The sequence below is a fragment of the Priestia sp. HNGD-A6 genome, from assembly GCF_045784335.1.
Classification (GTDB): domain Bacteria; phylum Bacillota; class Bacilli; order Bacillales; family Bacillaceae_H; genus Priestia; species Priestia zanthoxyli.
Genome location: NZ_CP138621.1, coordinates 2,973,539 through 2,990,410 on the forward strand (window position 1 = coordinate 2,973,539; position 16,872 = coordinate 2,990,410).

15 protein-coding genes are annotated in these 16,872 nt (G+C 38.6%); 14 read left to right on the plus strand and 1 reads right to left on the minus strand.

The features are described from left to right. Positions 1-169 precede the first annotated feature (169 nt). From SCI76_RS15065 to SCI76_RS15080, 4 genes are all read left to right on the plus strand, one after another. Positions 170-1,609 (plus strand): S41 family peptidase, encoded by a 1,440-nt coding sequence (locus SCI76_RS15065; RefSeq protein ID WP_028412032.1) that lies wholly within the window; start codon positions 170-172, stop codon positions 1,607-1,609. Between the two features lie 162 nt (positions 1,610-1,771). After that, a complete protein-coding gene (locus SCI76_RS15070) occupies positions 1,772-2,962 on the plus strand; it encodes a PDZ domain-containing protein (protein ID WP_028412033.1) in 1,191 nt (396 codons plus the stop codon). A gap of 20 nt (positions 2,963-2,982) precedes the next feature. Next, complete coding sequence (locus tag SCI76_RS15075; protein ID WP_205689522.1) at positions 2,983-3,213, plus strand: DUF2198 family protein; 231 nt, start codon at positions 2,983-2,985, stop codon at positions 3,211-3,213. A gap of 315 nt (positions 3,214-3,528) precedes the next feature. Then, the gene (locus tag SCI76_RS15080) at positions 3,529-4,443 is read left to right on the plus strand and encodes a proline dehydrogenase family protein (RefSeq protein ID WP_063248407.1); all 915 of its coding nucleotides are present in this window, start codon (positions 3,529-3,531) and stop codon (positions 4,441-4,443) included. Positions 4,444-4,507: 64 nt separating this feature from the next. On the opposite strand, the gene SCI76_RS15085 is transcribed toward SCI76_RS15080, so the two are convergent. After that, a complete protein-coding gene (locus SCI76_RS15085) occupies positions 4,508-6,169 on the minus strand; it encodes a sigma-54-dependent Fis family transcriptional regulator (RefSeq protein ID WP_047749599.1) in 1,662 nt (553 codons plus the stop codon). Between the two features lie 335 nt (positions 6,170-6,504). On the opposite strand from SCI76_RS15085, the gene uvrB reads away from it, so the two are divergent. From uvrB to SCI76_RS15135, 10 genes are all read left to right on the plus strand, one after another. Further along, the gene (gene uvrB, locus SCI76_RS15090; RefSeq protein ID WP_033580416.1) at positions 6,505-8,484 is read left to right on the plus strand and encodes an excinuclease ABC subunit UvrB; all 1,980 of its coding nucleotides are present in this window, start codon (positions 6,505-6,507) and stop codon (positions 8,482-8,484) included. 6 nt (positions 8,485-8,490) lie between these two features. Then, positions 8,491-11,367, plus strand: coding sequence for an excinuclease ABC subunit UvrA (uvrA, locus tag SCI76_RS15095; RefSeq protein ID WP_028412038.1), 2,877 nt, complete (start codon positions 8,491-8,493; stop codon positions 11,365-11,367). An 87-nt stretch (positions 11,368-11,454) separates the two neighbouring features. Then, on the plus strand, positions 11,455-11,766 hold the full coding sequence (locus tag SCI76_RS15100; protein WP_013059730.1) for a hypothetical protein: 312 nt from the start codon (positions 11,455-11,457) through the stop codon (positions 11,764-11,766). Positions 11,767-11,804: 38 nt separating this feature from the next. Continuing rightward, positions 11,805-12,896, plus strand: a complete 1,092-nt coding sequence (locus SCI76_RS15105) for a DUF4097 domain-containing protein (RefSeq protein WP_028412039.1) — start codon at positions 11,805-11,807, stop codon at positions 12,894-12,896. A gap of 41 nt (positions 12,897-12,937) precedes the next feature. After that, the gene (locus tag SCI76_RS15110; RefSeq protein ID WP_013059728.1) at positions 12,938-13,132 is read left to right on the plus strand and encodes a PspC domain-containing protein; all 195 of its coding nucleotides are present in this window, start codon (positions 12,938-12,940) and stop codon (positions 13,130-13,132) included. A 2-nt stretch (positions 13,133-13,134) separates the two neighbouring features. Then, positions 13,135-13,500, plus strand: a complete 366-nt coding sequence (locus tag SCI76_RS15115) for a phage holin family protein (RefSeq protein WP_013059727.1) — start codon at positions 13,135-13,137, stop codon at positions 13,498-13,500. A gap of 191 nt (positions 13,501-13,691) precedes the next feature. After that, positions 13,692-14,627 (plus strand): HPr(Ser) kinase/phosphatase, encoded by a 936-nt coding sequence (gene hprK, locus SCI76_RS15120; RefSeq protein ID WP_028412040.1) that lies wholly within the window; start codon positions 13,692-13,694, stop codon positions 14,625-14,627. 16 nt (positions 14,628-14,643) lie between these two features. Then, positions 14,644-15,477, plus strand: coding sequence for a prolipoprotein diacylglyceryl transferase (gene lgt, locus SCI76_RS15125; RefSeq protein WP_407544034.1), 834 nt, complete (start codon positions 14,644-14,646; stop codon positions 15,475-15,477). Between the two features lie 60 nt (positions 15,478-15,537). Beyond that, the gene (gene ppaX, locus SCI76_RS15130) at positions 15,538-16,185 is read left to right on the plus strand and encodes a pyrophosphatase PpaX (RefSeq protein ID WP_033580418.1); all 648 of its coding nucleotides are present in this window, start codon (positions 15,538-15,540) and stop codon (positions 16,183-16,185) included. Further along, the gene (locus SCI76_RS15135) at positions 16,182-16,709 is read left to right on the plus strand and encodes a DapH/DapD/GlmU-related protein (RefSeq protein WP_063248405.1); all 528 of its coding nucleotides are present in this window, start codon (positions 16,182-16,184) and stop codon (positions 16,707-16,709) included. The genes ppaX and SCI76_RS15135 overlap by 4 nt, the downstream gene beginning before the upstream one ends. Positions 16,710-16,872 lie beyond the last annotated feature (163 nt).

Genomic DNA, 16,872 nt, shown 5'->3' on the forward strand with positions numbered 1-16,872 from the left:
CTAGCATACGTGGTACAAGCTCAACATATAGTTTAACAAAAAGGCATCGCACTTGATTTGTGTGGTGCCTTTTGCTACAAATAACACATGCATCCTTTTTATTACATAGTTTTGGTTGTATCTATTATAATAAGAAGAGATGGCTTAAGGTTGAGGAGGATGAAAGAACTTGAATCGGAAAATCGTTGCACTATTAATGGCACTCTCCTTAGTTGTTGGAGCAGCAGGTACATATTTTGGCATTCAGTATGCAAATGCTGGAACGGTCAGTACCCCCCTTACAACTTCTTCAAATGATAGTAAAGTGGAAAAGGAAGAGCTAGACAAAATCAAGCAGGCTTACGAACTGATATCTTCAAAATATTACAAAGATGTAGATGACAAAAAATTATTAGATGGCGCAATCCAAGGAATGGTACAAACCTTAGGAGACCCTCACTCATCTTACATGGATAAGAAAACGGCACAGCAATTCACGCAGTCTCTTGATTCATCGTTTGAGGGGATTGGTGCTGAAGTAAGCATGGTAGATGGAAAAGTAACAATCGTAGCTCCGTTTAAACAATCTCCTGCGGAAAAAGCAGGATTAAAACCAAATGATCAGATTTTAAAGATCGATGGTAAAAGTATCGCGGGTCTTGAATTGAATGAAGCGGTATTAAAAATTCGCGGTAAAAAAGGCTCTACCGTGACATTAGATGTTCAAAGACCAGGCGTGAAAGAAACGATGAAAGTAAAAGTTGTAAGAGATGAGATTCCAATTGAAACCGTCTATTCTTCTGTTAAAAATGTAAACAATAAAAAAATTGGTTACATGGAAATTACGTCATTCTCTGAATCAACGGGAGACGAATTTACGAAACAGTTGAAAAAACTTGAAAATAAACATATTGATGGTTTAGTTCTAGATGTTCGTGGAAATCCTGGTGGCTATTTAACGAGTGTTGAAAAAATGCTCGATAAATTAGTAACGAATAAAAAGCCATACATTCAAATTGAAGATCGTAACGGTGAACGTCAAAAAGTGGTTTCTTCAATGAAAAAGCAAAAGGATTATCCAATTGTGGCCTTGATTGATGGAGGAAGTGCATCTGCTTCTGAAATTCTTGCCGGGGCATTAAAAGAAGCAGGCGGATACAAGCTAGTCGGTGAAAAATCCTATGGAAAAGGAACGGTTCAACAAGCTGTTCCAATGGAAGACGGCAGTAATTTAAAATTAACGTTCTATAAATGGCTAACGCCTGATGGAAACTGGATTAACGAAAAAGGTATAAAACCAACGGTAGAAGTCAAGCAGCCGGATTACTATTATGCAAATCCAATTCAAGTTGATAAAAAGCCATTAACACGTGATATGACAGGTGACCAAGTGAAGAATGCTCAAGTGATGCTAAAAGGCCTTGGCTTTGAACCTGGACGTACAGACGGATATTTTAGTAAAGAGACAGAAACAGCTGTAACTGCATTCCAAAAAGCCAATAAGCAAAAAGCTACAGGTGAAATTGATGAAGATACAGCAGCGCTTTTACAAACAAAACTATTAGAAAAAATTAAATCCAAAGATGAAGATCGTCAGCTTCAAACGGCTTTAAAGCTAGCTAGTCAATAAGAAGTAGAAAAAGTTCCGTGCTTTTCCAAAGCACGGAACTTTTTTAGTAAAAACAACATTGTCGGTTAGTGATGCATTTTGATAAAATAAAGAAGCCTATGATACATAACAATCAATCGTAAATGTTGTAATAAAAATGTGAAAAATACAGGTGGTGAAAAAATGGATTTTGCATTAGAGCTTTTAAAAGGTATCGGGCGTTTATTTTTGCACCCGTTAACTTATTTATTTCTGCTCGTCTCGTTTTTTGTAGGTCTTTCTCGCGTCAAGAGAGAGCGTCAGAATTTTCATGTTCGCGTGTTTGATTTTATTTTAGAAGCAAAATATTTATTTTTTCCAGGTATCATTATTGGTTTGATTTTATCCGTTGTTACCGTGTTGCTAGGTGTCTATGTATCTATAGGAACGATTGTACTTGTAGCTGTTTTAACTTTTATCATAAGCGGCCCGTGGACGTTTAAATGGCTTTCTCCTTCTTATACCGTAGGACTGGCTGTGCTTGCGACCTTGCTTATTCCTGCAGCTGGTTTCGGTGAAGGATTTATTCAAACGTGGTCTGTGCAAGCTCATAACGCAGATTTACCTTCTCTTACTATTTTAATGTCGCTGCTTGTATTAGCAGAAGGATATTTAATTTGGAAGTTTGGAGCAAAAGGTACGTCTCCAGCCATTGTGAAAAGTAAAAGAGGGCAGGAAATTGGGGCTCATTATTCTCAAAAATTATGGGTTGTTCCGCTTTTTGTCTTAATTCCAGGCAGCGCCATTACGTCTGTGTTTCCATGGTGGCCTGTGTTATCTATTGACGGAACATCATTTAGCCTGTTTTTTGTTCCTTTTGCTATCGGTTTTTATCAGCGAATTCAAAGTATGGTTCCGTTTAAATCTATTGAATTTACCGGTAAGCGTGTATTAGCATTAGGCGTGGGATTAACGATTATTACAATTGCTGCTATTTTTTATCCTCCTGCCGCTGTCGCTGTTGTTATTCTAGCGATCATAGGAAGAGAGTGGATTCGTTTGCAGCAGCGTCGAAGCGATGAAAAAGCGCCCGCACTATTTACTAAGCGTACACAAGGTTTGGTTGTGTTAGGAATCATCCCTCATTCTCCGGCAGAGAAAATGGGTTTGAAAGTAGGAGAAGTGATTATTAAAGTAAATGGAATCGCTATATCTGAAGTCCATAAATTTTATGAAGCATTACAAGTGAATAACCGTGCTTTTTGTAAGCTAGAAGTTATTGACGAAAATGGAGAAGTTCGCTTTACTCAGCGAGCATTGTATGACAACGAACATCATGAACTAGGTATTTTGTTTGTACACAATTATACAAAACGTAATTCACAAGCTGGTTAAAAGACGGATAAAAAGGAGAAATGTTTGTGGAAGTCAAAACGATTGCCGCAGTTTTTCTACCCGCCATATTGCTTGTTCTGTTTGCTAGAGTAACATATAACCTATATGTTGCCACAGCGCTGACGCTTTTGTTGATAGCTGTTTCTGTATATAAAGGGTACGCAGATTATCCGCTTATTATTTTAATAGATTTACTTTCAGCAGCCATTGGTTTTATATATGCAAAAGGCATGCTAGCAGCTGGAAAATAAAGATTGTTGCTTTGATGATAAGTGAATCATCCTATTATCAAAACGTACGCAAAAGCTCTCTACGAAATGTGGAGAGCTTTTTTATGTCGAAAAACGAGTTAGAACTCATAACACTGTTGTTACGGTTCCATCGATAAATGAGTATAATTAAATTAATTATACAAATATGTTTGTAAATAAAATAACTTAAACAATTTTGTGTAAATTATTTTAAATGTGTGTACAAATATGTAGTTGGGGTATAGAAAAATAAAGAAATTAATCTGAAAATTATATTTATTTTGATTTTTAAAAATAGAAGGAGGTTTAGTATCGATGGAAGTGTTAATGAGAACAATGTTTCAGTCGCTTGGCAAAAATCATTCAATGAATAAATTAGCTAAAAAGTATGGATTGCGGATGGGGGCAGCTCGTTTTGTTGCTGGAGACTCAATTGAATCAGCAATTCGAACATCCAAGGAGCTTAACAATGGTGGGAAAGTTGTGACACTCGATCATTTAGGCGAATTTGTTTTTACAGAAGAGGAAGCTAGGTTATCTACGGCCATGTGCATTCAGACACTAGAAGCCATTGCAGCATCGGGCGTTCAATCAAATTTATCATTAAAGATGACTTCTTTAGGATTGGATATTAGCAAAGAGCTTTGTATGGAAAATATGCGCAGAATTCTACACACAGCCAGAGTGAATGATATTTTTGTTCGAATTGATATGGAAGACTACTTGCACTGCCAAATCTCCCTTGATATGTATAAAGAATTACGCAAAGAATTTGATAATATTGGAATTGTGATTCAAGCGTATCTTTATCGTACAGAACAAGATATGAATGACTTACATCAATATCAAGCTAATTTACGTCTGGTAAAAGGAGCTTACAAAGAATCGCCAGAAGTATCGTTTCCGGAAAAGAAAGACGTAGATGAAAACTATAAAAAAATCATTAAAATGCATTTATTAAATGGACACTATACAGCTGTAGCAAGTCATGATGAGGAAATGATTCAGTATACAAAACGATTAGTAAGAGAAAACGGCATTTCAAATGATCAGTTTGAGTTCCAAATGCTTTATGGAATTTGCGTAGAGCTACAGGATCGTCTGGTCAAAGAAGGATATAAAGTCAGGGTTTATGTTCCTTACGGAATTGATTGGTTTGGGTATTTCATGAGACGCCTAGCCGAACGCCCCGCCAACGTATGGTTCGTATTAAAAAATTTCTCCAAATAAGTTCAGTCCAAGAAACATAAAAAATTCGACACAAGTATCCTGAGCTTCGTGTCGAATTTTTTAATTAGTTTAATCCGTATTCTTTGATTTTGTTATAAAGGGTGCCGCGCGAAATGCCAAGCAGATCTGCTGCTGCACTTTTGTTTCCATAGGTTTTTTGAAGAGTCTCTTCTATTAGCCTAGCTTCTTGGAGAGAATCTTCTTCTTTTTGAACTTCTGTGAAAGAACTGGCATCCTTCAGATTGTCAGGAAGGTGCGTAAGGGTAATCAACGACTGATCACTAAGAAAAATCATTCGTTCAATCGTATTTCTCAGCTCGCGAATATTTCCTGGCCAATCGTATTGCATAAAGGCTTCGAGAACTTCAGAGCTGATGAAAGGAGCCTTCTTTTTATACTTTTTACTAAATTCCTGTACAAATTGCTGCGTTAATGCTTCAATGTCTTCTTTATGGTCTCGAAGCGGCGGAATGATAATATTAATGACGGTCAGCAAATAGTAAAGATTTTCATGGAATTCACCGGCTTTTAGCAACTCTTCCAAAGGCGTCGTAGTAGAGGCTACAATTCGGGTTTGGACTTGAATTTCTTCCGTGCCTCCAACGTGATAAAAGGCTCGTTCTTCCAAGTAACGGAGAAACTTAACTTGAATTTCAAGAGGCATTTTATCAATTTCTTCAATAAATAACGTCCCGTTATGAGCCTGCTCCAGTTTTCCTGCAATGGTCGTTGGATCTTCTGAAAAGACGTCTTTTTGATGACCAAAGAGTTCAATTTCCAGAAGTCCAGATGGAATAGTGGCGCAATTTAAAGATAAAAAAGGTTCTTTATGTTTGGATCCCCCGTAGTGGATGGCCTGAGCCAGCATTTCTTTCCCAGAACCAGGTTCTCCTGTTAATAAAATAGGCATATCTGTAGATGCCACTTTTTTGGCAATGTCAACGGCTTGCTTAATTTCAGGACTGATACCCGCAAAAGAAGAAAATGGATTATCTTTCGGAATGAGAAGAGATACATCAATTTCTTCATTTAGTCTTACAATATTGGTAATGTCATGTTCGGTTGCGACTCCACCTATGACTCGGTTGTTTCTTATAATAGGAGATGCATTGATGAGCACGTGAGTTTGTTCATTAGGACGATGATACGTTCCGCGCACAGGACGCCCTTCATTTAGAATCGTATGTAGAATGATGGATTCATCTTTAAAATGCTCTCCGATTTTTCTACCAATAATATCATCTCTCTGAATCTTATACGTATGTTCCGCAGCAGTATTCCACAAGATTACATTTCCTTCATGATCGACCGCTGTCACTGCATCATTAATGGTTTCTGCCAATGTATCAAAATAGGAAGCTAATATCTCATTTTGGCTATGCAAATGTGTAATCCACTGTGAAGGTGTTACAAGTCCTATTGTGGTTTCTTGGTTTTCTGCTTGAATGAGGACTGGTCTATTCCAGTTTGTGTTGGCTTGTAAATTGGCTAACGTAGAAGTAGAAGATGAAGGCCAATTTGTGTCCGCTATTACTTTTTTAATGGACGATGCCTCGTCATGACCTGTTAAAAGGTATCGTTCATCTTTTTGTATTACATAAAAGGTACTTGCTGTGACTACAACGAAATCATAGTTGGAAAGTTCAGATTTCACTTTAGCTAAAGAAGTTGATTCTTCAACTGTTATAAAGGAGTTATTTATAAGAACTTGATCAACGCTTGCCATACTAAACCCCTCTCAGTACATATTTTTTATACTGTATCATAATTTAGAAATTGGCGCAAAAGCCTATCTTTTTCAAACAATTAGGCAGCTTACTTTCTTTTATTGCTTTCATCTAAAGAGTTGTATTCCCCTCGAAAAGGGTAGTATAAGAATTTAGTGGGTAATAAAGTAACAGGGTAAAAAATCAAAACAAACAAACACTATATAAGATTAATACTCATTAGTTTCATTTATGAGTATAAAGTGATAAAATACGAATATCAGTTCGTGTTTTCGGTTTTTACATATCGTAATAAAAATAGATAAAACAAGAAAATAGAAACGGAGGCCTTCATTTGAAAGATCAGTTTGAATTAGTATCCCCATATCAACCGCAAGGTGATCAGCCAAAGGCAATTGAAAAGATTGTGAAAGGAATTAAAGAAGGTAAGCAGCATCAAGTATTATTAGGTGCTACAGGAACGGGAAAAACCTTCACTATGTCTAATGTTATTAAGGAAATAAATAAGCCGACATTAATTATGGCTCATAACAAAACGCTTGCTGGTCAATTGTACAGTGAGTTTAAAGAGTTTTTTCCTAATAATGCAGTCGAATACTTTGTCAGTTACTATGATTACTATCAGCCTGAAGCTTATGTACCTCAAACAGATACATTTATTGAAAAAGATGCAAGCATTAATGACGAGATTGATAAACTTCGTCACTCAGCAACTTCTGCTCTTTTTGAACGAAAAGATGTCATTATTATTGCCAGCGTATCCTGTATTTATGGATTAGGGTCTCCGGAAGAATACAAAGAAATGGTCGTATCTCTTCGAGTAGGAATGGAAAAAGAACGCAATCAGCTGCTTCGTACGCTAGTGGATGTACAGTACGAAAGAAACGATATTGACTTCAAGCGCGGAACGTTCCGCGTTCGCGGTGATGTTGTTGAGATTTTTCCTGTGTCTCGAGATGAACACTGTATTCGCGTGGAATTTTTCGGGGATGAAATTGACCGCATTCGCGAAGTCGACGCCTTAACAGGAGAAATTATTGGAGATCGTGAACACGTGGCTATCTTCCCGGCATCTCACTTCGTCACGAGGGAAGAAAAAATGCGTGTGGCCATTCAAAACATTGAAAAAGAACTAGAAGAACAGCTAGAGAAGTTAAAAGAAGCAGGAAAGCTTTTAGAAGCGCAGCGCTTGGAGCAGCGCACTCGCTACGACCTAGAAATGATGAGAGAAATGGGATTTTGTTCAGGAATCGAGAATTACTCTCGTCATTTAACGCTTCGTCCGGCTGGTTCTACACCTTATACACTGCTGGATTTCTTCCCGGAAGATTTCCTTCTTGTGGTGGATGAATCCCACGTTACCATTCCTCAAGTTAGAGGAATGTATAATGGAGACCAAGCGCGTAAACAAGTGTTGGTGGACCATGGTTTCCGCTTGCCGTCTGCATTAGATAACCGTCCGCTTAAATTTGATGAATTTGAACAGCATATTAAACAAATCGTCCATGTTTCAGCAACACCAGGTCCTTACGAACTTGAGAAGGCGCCTGAGGTGATTGAACAAATTATCCGTCCAACGGGATTATTAGATCCAAATATTGAAGTTCGACCAATTGAAGGGCAGATTGATGATTTAATTGGAGAAATTCACGACCGGATTAAGCGAAATGAACGAGTGCTCGTCACGACGTTAACAAAGAAAATGTCTGAGGATTTAACGAACTACTTAAAAGAAATTGGCATTAAAGTTCAATATCTTCACTCTGAGGTGAAGACGCTCGAGCGTATTGAAATTATCCGAGAGCTGCGGCTTGGAAAATATGATGTGCTCATAGGGATTAACTTACTTCGTGAAGGTTTAGATATTCCAGAAGTTTCGTTAGTAACCATATTAGATGCGGACAAAGAAGGATTCTTGCGTTCAGAACGATCGCTTATTCAAACCATTGGACGTGCTGCGCGAAATGCTAATGGACATGTCATTATGTATGCAGATCGCATCACAAACTCTATGGACATTGCTATCAATGAGACCAAGCGTCGTAGAAGTATTCAAGAAGCTTACAACGAAGAGCATGGTATTACACCGACAACGATTCAAAAAGAAGTTCGAGGCTCAATTCGTGCAACAGTAGTAGCAGAAGATACAGAAACGTATGAAGAAGCACCGGCATTTGATAAACTCAATAAAAAAGAAAAAGCAAAGCTCGTAGAAGAAATGGAACAAGAAATGAAAGAAGCAGCCAAAGCGCTTAACTTTGAACGCGCAGCTGAGCTTCGTGACTTGATTCTAGAATTAAAAGCGGAAGGGTGATAAAACATGGCGATGGAAAAAATCGTGGTAAAAGGTGCACGAGCCCACAATTTGAAAAATATCGATATTGAAATCCCGCGAGACAAATTAGTGGTATTAACAGGGTTGTCAGGTTCTGGTAAATCTTCTTTAGCTTTCGATACAATCTATGCTGAAGGACAAAGACGTTATGTCGAGTCACTTTCGGCGTATGCAAGACAGTTTTTAGGTCAAATGGATAAGCCAGATGTAGATTCGATCGAAGGATTGTCGCCTGCTATTTCAATCGATCAAAAAACAACGAGCCGAAACCCTCGTTCAACCGTCGGAACTGTGACCGAAATCTATGACTATTTGCGCCTTTTGTTTGCTCGTGTAGGAAAGCCGATTTGTCCTAATCATGGAATTGAAATTACGTCTCAAACGATTGAGCAAATGGTAGATAGAATTTTAGAGTACCCTGAACGTACAAAACTTCAAGTACTGGCCCCTGTGGTATCTGGCCGAAAAGGCACCCATGTAAAAGTATTAGAAGATATTAAAAAGGAAGGGTACGTTCGCATTCGAGTAGACGGAGAAATGCGTGAAATAACAGAAGAAATTGAACTGGAAAAAAACAAAAAGCACTCCATTGAAGTAGTGATTGATCGCGTTGTTGTCAAAGAAGGTGTAGCCGCTCGTTTGTCGGACTCTTTGGAATCAGCTCTTCGCCTTGGAGATGGGAAAGTAATTATTGATGTAATAGGTGAGGAAGAATTACTTTTTAGCGAGCATCATGCTTGTCCAAAATGTGGCTTCTCCATTGGAGAACTTGAGCCCCGCATGTTTTCATTTAATAGTCCGTACGGGGCGTGTCCAACGTGTGACGGGTTAGGAACGAAATTGGAAGTGGATAAAGATTTAGTGATTCCTAACTATGACTTAACACTTCATCAGCACGCAATTGCACCTTGGGAGCCAACAAGTTCTCAATACTATCCGCAGCTGCTTGAAGCCGTATGTACACATTACGGCATCGACATGGATGTGCCGGTTCGAGATATCCCGGAACATTTATTTGATAAAGTATTATATGGCAGCGGTAAAGAAAAAATTTACTTTCGCTATGAAAATGATTTTGGCCAAGTAAGAGAAAATCATATCGAATTTGAAGGTGTGCTTCGGAACGTAGAACGCCGTTATCATGAAACAAGTTCTGATTATATCCGTGAGCAAATGGAAAAATACATGGCTCAGCAAGCTTGTCCAAAATGTAAAGGAAATCGTTTAAAACGCGAAAGCTTAGCGGTGCTTATTGACGAAAAGCATATAGGAGATACAACACGCTTTTCAGTAAAAGAAGCATATGACTTTTTTGAAAGTCTCAGTTTATCTGAAAAAGACATGAAGATTGCGGATATGATACTGCGTGAAATTCGTGAGCGTCTAAGCTTTCTCATTAACGTGGGACTTGATTACTTAACATTGAACCGCTCTGCTGGAACTCTTTCAGGAGGGGAAGCGCAGCGCATTCGCTTGGCTACTCAAATCGGTTCTCGTTTGACGGGGGTTCTTTATATTTTAGATGAACCTTCTATCGGTCTTCATCAACGTGACAACGATCGCTTAATTCGCACAATGCAAGACATGCGCGATATTGGAAATACGTTGATTGTTGTAGAGCATGATGAAGATACGATGATGGCAGCTGATTATTTAATTGATATCGGACCAGGAGCCGGCGTACACGGGGGTGCCGTTGTTTCTCAAGGCACGCCTCAGGAAGTGATGGATGATGAAAATTCCTTAACGGGTCAATATCTATCAGGAGAGAAGTTTATTCCACTTCCAGCCGAAAGACGTTCAATAGATAAAGATCGGATGATTGAAATTATAGGAGCAAAAGAAAACAATTTAAAAAATGTAAAAGCAAAGCTTCCGTTAGGTGTATTCACAGCTGTTACAGGTGTATCTGGATCAGGTAAGAGTACGCTTGTAAATGATATCCTTCACAAATCATTGGCGCAAAAGCTGCATAAAGCAAAAAGCAAAGCAGGAGAACATAAAGAAATCAAAGGCATTGAACATTTAGATAAAGTCATTGATATTGATCAGTCTCCCATAGGCCGTACGCCTCGTTCAAACCCTGCAACCTATACAGGTGTATTTGATGACATTCGAGATGTATTTGCCCAAACAAACGAAGCAAAAGTGCGCGGATATAAAAAAGGCCGCTTTAGCTTTAACGTGAAAGGCGGCCGCTGTGAAGCTTGTCGAGGAGACGGTATTATTAAAATCGAAATGCATTTCCTTCCAGATGTATACGTTCCTTGCGAAGTCTGCCACGGCAAACGATATAACCGGGAAACTTTAGAAGTAAAATACAAAGATCAAAACATTTCAGATGTGTTGGATATGACAGTTGAAGACGCGCTTCACTTCTTTGAAAACATTCCAAAGATTAAGCGGAAGCTGCAGACCATTTACGATGTAGGACTTGGCTATATCACGCTTGGACAGCCGGCCACTACTTTATCGGGTGGAGAGGCCCAGCGTGTAAAGTTAGCTTCAGAGCTTCACCGTCGCTCAACAGGAAGAACGCTGTACATTTTAGACGAACCGACTACCGGTCTTCATGTCGATGATATCGCACGTTTATTAAAAGTGCTTCAGCGTTTAGTTGAAAATGGAGATACAGTTCTAGTGATCGAACATAATTTAGACGTGATCAAAGCAGCTGATTATCTACTTGATTTAGGGCCTGAAGGTGGAGATAAAGGCGGACAAATTGTGGCTACGGGTACGCCAGAAGAAGTGGCGAAAGTAAAAGAATCCTATACGGGCCATTATTTGAAGCCAATTTTAGAACGTGACCGTAAGCGTATGGAGAAAAAAGTTGAAAAAGCAGAGGCATTAACTCGTTAAAAGACACCAGCATTGGTGTCTTTTTTATAAAGAATGAAACTTTTTAACTCATTAAAACGTAGTACATGATATAAGGAGCTGATTATTATGGAAGGAAATCGCATACTATCTTCCTTAAATTATTTTAGCGTTTTCTTTGCACCATTTTTATTACCTATTATTATTTATTTTGTTGTTCATAACATAGAAGTAAAGAAACATGCAAAAACTGCATTTTTGTCACATTTATTACCTATCGCTACAGCGATCTTGTTCTTATTTTTCTTGCTTCCTGCTCTTACTGGCTCTAGTGGAACGGTATTTATTCTTTTAATTGTAGCTTTAGTTGTTGTTTCTTTAGTTAATGTTGTTGTGTTTGTATGGAATATTGTAAAAGGGATACAAATATTAAGCAGATAAAAGTTAAATGACTAAAACTTAAAGAGGAGATGGAAGGTATGAGTGAAAAGCGCAAACAAATTTTACAGATGGTAGAAGAAGGGAAACTTAGCGTAGATGAGGCTTTAACCTTGCTGAATTCACTGGAAAAAGACTCAGCTAATGACTCTTACTATGCTACGCCTGATAAAGCTGAGCTATCCCCTTATGTAGGAGGAAAACAGAAAAAAACGTACGCTTCTAAGTCATCTCAAAGCTCTTTAAAGGAAAAATTGTTTACATTTGTAGATCAAACGGTAAAAAAAGTAAAAGAAGGAGATTTAGATTTTAACTTTGGTCCTTCGATTGACGTTCAGCACATCTTTCAGCAATCAGAAGCATATATTCAAGAGATTGACGTAGATTTAGCAAATGGAAGCGTTCAACTCCGACCTTGGGGAAGTACAGAAGTACGAATAGAGTGTGAAGCTGCTATCTACAAAGTAGAGAATTCGGATGAAGCGCGCCGCACTTTCTTGCAGCATACCGCATTTTCCATCGAAAATGGCAAACTGCGCTTTGCAATTCAGCAAAAGCAAATGAAGGTGAAAGCGATTATTTATATTCCAGAAATGGAATATGAACGCGTCAAGCTCCGTATGTTTAATGGTTCAATCGATGGGGAAAGACTAAGCGTACGAGACCTGAAAGCCAAAACAGCTAATGGCACCATCCGCTTTTACGATGTGAATAGCCATTCTCTTGAAATGGAGACATCAAACGGGCATATGGAACTTTCTCGAATACTCGCTTCGAAATGTGAGCTTGAGACAATCAATGGAACGGTTAAATTTGATGGAGATACAAAAAAGATTGATGTTCAGACATTTAACGGGGATATTGATACGTATTTAAAAGGAGAGCGCATTGAAAAAGCATTTTTCAAAACGACTACAGGAAGCATTACGCTCTATACGCCGTCCCACCTCTCCGTTGATGGAGATTTGAAATCTAACTTTGGGAATTTTACGTGTACACTTCCTGAGATGGAAATAGTAGATGAGAAAAAAGAAACGGTGATGAAACAACTTCGTTTCAAAGCAAATGTCGCTTCGCCGAAAGGCTATAAATTGTTAGCTGAATCCAAAACAGGCTCAATTGTTATAAAATAGAAAATGCTTGTTTTAGTAAAAAAACAAAGGAGATGATTAACGTGCGAAAGTTGTATCGTTCGCGAACAAATCGCAAGCTTGCGGGTGTTATCGGCGGTATTTCTCAGTATATCGGAATAGATGCTTCACTACTCCGCGTATTGTTTATCATCAGTTTATTTTTTACAGTAGGTACTCCGGTCATTTTATATATGATTTTTGTGTTTTTAGTTCCAAATGAAGAAGGAGATTTCTAAAAATGTTATTGCGTGGAATCATTAGTATTTTAATCAATGCCCTCGTATTAATCGTAATCGCAGGTTATATTGACACCTTTCACTTGGAATCGGTCAGTGCAGCTATTATCGCGAGCTTAATTCTATCGATTTTGAATGTGTTTGTTAAGCCGATTTTAATTTTACTTACCCTGCCGGTGACATTTCTTACGCTTGGCCTATTCTTATTCGTCATTAATGCCATTACGCTGATGATTACACAAAGTGTTATGGGAGATTCTTTTAATATTGACGGGTTTGGTACAGCGCTTTTAGCCTCGGTAATTATGTCGCTTCTAAATGCGCTTATTCAACGAGTGATTGTTGAACCGCTTCAAAATAGAAGATAACTTTCTTGCAATATTTAATTTTCTAAAAAAGATGGTAAGGCGATGCAGCCTATGCCATCTTTTTTTTCTTTTCTTTCTGTATTAATGATAAAATAAAGTGGCTAGTAGAACCAAACGCGACATAAAAGCGAGAGTTGGATATACTGTAGACATGAACAGGTATATGACTGTTTATAAAAGGAGGATGCACGGTGGTTAAAGTACGTACAAAAGACATCATTGAGAAATTTAAATTAGAGCTTATTAGCGGAGAAGAAGGAATCGACCGCCCTATTTCAACGAGTGATATTTCACGTCCAGGTATTGAAATGGCAGGTTATTTTACATACTACCCAGCAGAACGTATCCAGCTGTTAGGTAAAACAGAACTATCATTTTTTAAACAGTTAGATGAGGAACAAAAAAAAGTTCGAATGGAAAAAATGTGTACAGATATCACGCCGGCTATCATTGTTTCCCGCGAAATGGATGTACCGAAAGAACTTATCGAAGCTTCAGAGCGTGAATCAGTTCCCGTGCTGCGTTCAAGCTTTAAAACAACGCGACTTTCCAGCCATTTAACGAATTTTCTTGAAAGCAGGCTAGCACCTACGACTGCCCTGCACGGCGTATTAGTTGATATATACGGAATTGGTGTATTAATCATGGGAAAAAGCGGCGTTGGTAAAAGTGAAACAGCTCTAGAGCTTGTTAAGAGGGGGCATCGTCTAGTAGCCGATGACTGTGTGGAAATCCGTCAAGAAGATCAAGACACGCTTGTAGGAAATGCGCCTGGTTTAATCGAGCATTTGCTTGAAATTCGAGGACTAGGGATCATCAATGTGATGACGCTATTCGGCGCAGGAGCTGTACGAAGCTATAAGCGAATTTCACTTGTTATTCAGTTAGAGACATGGGATCAGCAGAAACATTATGATCGCCTTGGTTTAGAAGAAGATAAAATGAAAATTATTGATACAGACGTTACAAAAATTACATTGCCAGTACGTCCGGGACGAAACTTAGCTGTTATCATTGAAGTGGCAGCAATGAACTTCCGCTTAAAGCGTATGGGTATTAACGCAGCAGAACAATTTTCTGCACGTCTAACAGATGTAATTGAAGAAGGAGACCGTGAAGATTTATAAGAAAGGGTGTTAACTTGTGGAAGCAACTATTCAGCCGTTAGATCGCGTTTTCCTTGAAATTGGCCCTCTAACGGTCTACTGGTATGGTGTCATTATCGGTGCAGGTGTTCTGTTGGGTCTTTATATTGCGACAAGAGAAAGCGTAAGAAGAGGCTTATCAAAAGATACATTTGTTGATCTTATTCTATTTGCTGTGCCAATAGCTATTATTTGTGCACGAATTTATTATGTATCCTTTGAATGGGGATACTATTCAAAGCATTTGAACGAAATACCTCAGATTTGGCAAGGCGGGATCGCCATTCATGGTGGCTTAATCGGAGGCGTATTAACTGCCATTGTGTATTCGAAAGTAAAAAAGATTTCATTTTGGAAGTTGGCTGATATTGCTGCGCCTAGTTTAATCCTTGGCCAAGCCATTGGGCGCTGGGGCAACTTTATGAATCAAGAGGCACATGGGGGGCCGGTTACCCGTGCTTTTTTAGAAGGGTTGCACCTTCCAAATTTTATTATTAACCAAATGTATATTAATGGTGCATATTATCACCCTACGTTTTTATACGAATCATTATGGGATTTTGCCGGATTTATCCTGTTGATGGTACTTCGCCGCACCAGTCTGCGAAAAGGAGAAATTTTCTTATCTTATTTAATCTGGTACTCAGTTGGACGCTTCTTTGTAGAAGGGCTTCGCACGGATAGTTTAATGCTGACGCATACACTCAGAATCGCTCAAGTTGTTTCACTTGCACTGATTGTCATAGCCATTATTTTAATTATTATCCGCCGCGTGACGGGAATGAGTAAACAGAAATACTTAGAGAATGAAGAAGCACAATCTAAGGCGTAAATGAAGAAAAGCTACAAGGTTTAGACAAACTTGATTTGACGCAAGGGAAGGAAATGAATAATGACGATTAATACGGTTTTGTTTGATTTAGACGGTACGTTAATTGATACAAATGAATTAATTATTGCTTCGTTTACTCATACGCTTAATCACTATTATCCTGAACAATACACTCGTGAAGATATTTTACAGTTCATGGGTCCGCCTTTATACGACACGTTTGTAGAAATGGATAAAACGAAAGTAAACGAAATGATTGAGATGTATCGCACGCATAATCTAGCCAATCATGATTTGCTTGTGAAAGAATTTGAAGGCGTACTTGAAACAGTTAAATGGCTGCACGAGCAGAATTATAAATTAGGTATTGTCACAACTAAGCAAAGAAATACGGTCATGATGGGGCTTAAGTTAACAAAGTTAGATCAGTTCTTTGATACGATTGTCGCAATTGAAGACGTAACAAATGCAAAGCCGCATCCTGAGCCGGTCGAAAAAGCGCTGAATCTGCTTGATGCTAAACCTGAAGAAGCGCTGATGGTAGGAGATAACCATCACGATATCGTTTCCGGCCAAAGAGCTTACACGAAAACAGCTGGAGTTGCTTGGAGTGCAAAAGGAAGAGATCATATCGCTTCTTATAACCCTGATATTATTTTAGAAAATATGACGGATTTAATTGATATATTAAAAGGAGAACGTCAGTGAGAAAAACAACGCGCTATCCGGTTAAAGGAGCTAACTCCCTTTGGCATGTCTATAAGACCGTGCCTTTTTGGAAAGTAGTGCGCAACTTCCTCATCATTCAATGCGCTCGTTATACGCCTTTTCTTTCGATGAAAAACTGGCTGTATAAAGCGTGCTTAGGGATGAAAGTAGGACCTCAAACATCCTTTGCCCTTATGGTGATGCTTGATATTATGTTTCCTGAAAAAATACAAGTAGGACGCAATACGGTCATTGGATACAATACCACTATTCTCGCTCATGAATATCTGATAACGGAATATCGTCTTGGAGATGTCATCATTGGGGATGAAGTGATGATTGGAGCAAATAGCACCATCCTTCCAGGTGTAACAATCGGCAACGAAGCGGTTGTAGCGGCTGGAACGGTGGTTCATAAAGATGTAGCACCCGGTTTCTTTGTTGGAGGTAACCCTATGCGTGTCATCTATACAAAAGAAGAAATGGAAAAGCGCAGGGAAGCAGAACCTAAAACCACAACTTAGCAAGAACTAAGCTGTGGTTTTTTTTGTAAATTTGAACAGCTGGCGGTTGACGGCTGACTTTATCGGGTGTAAACTATCAATAACTTTAATTTGTTATTTCGCTAATACATTAGCGCGATAAAGTAAAATCAACCTATCAATGGTTCCTTAATAGATAAAATCA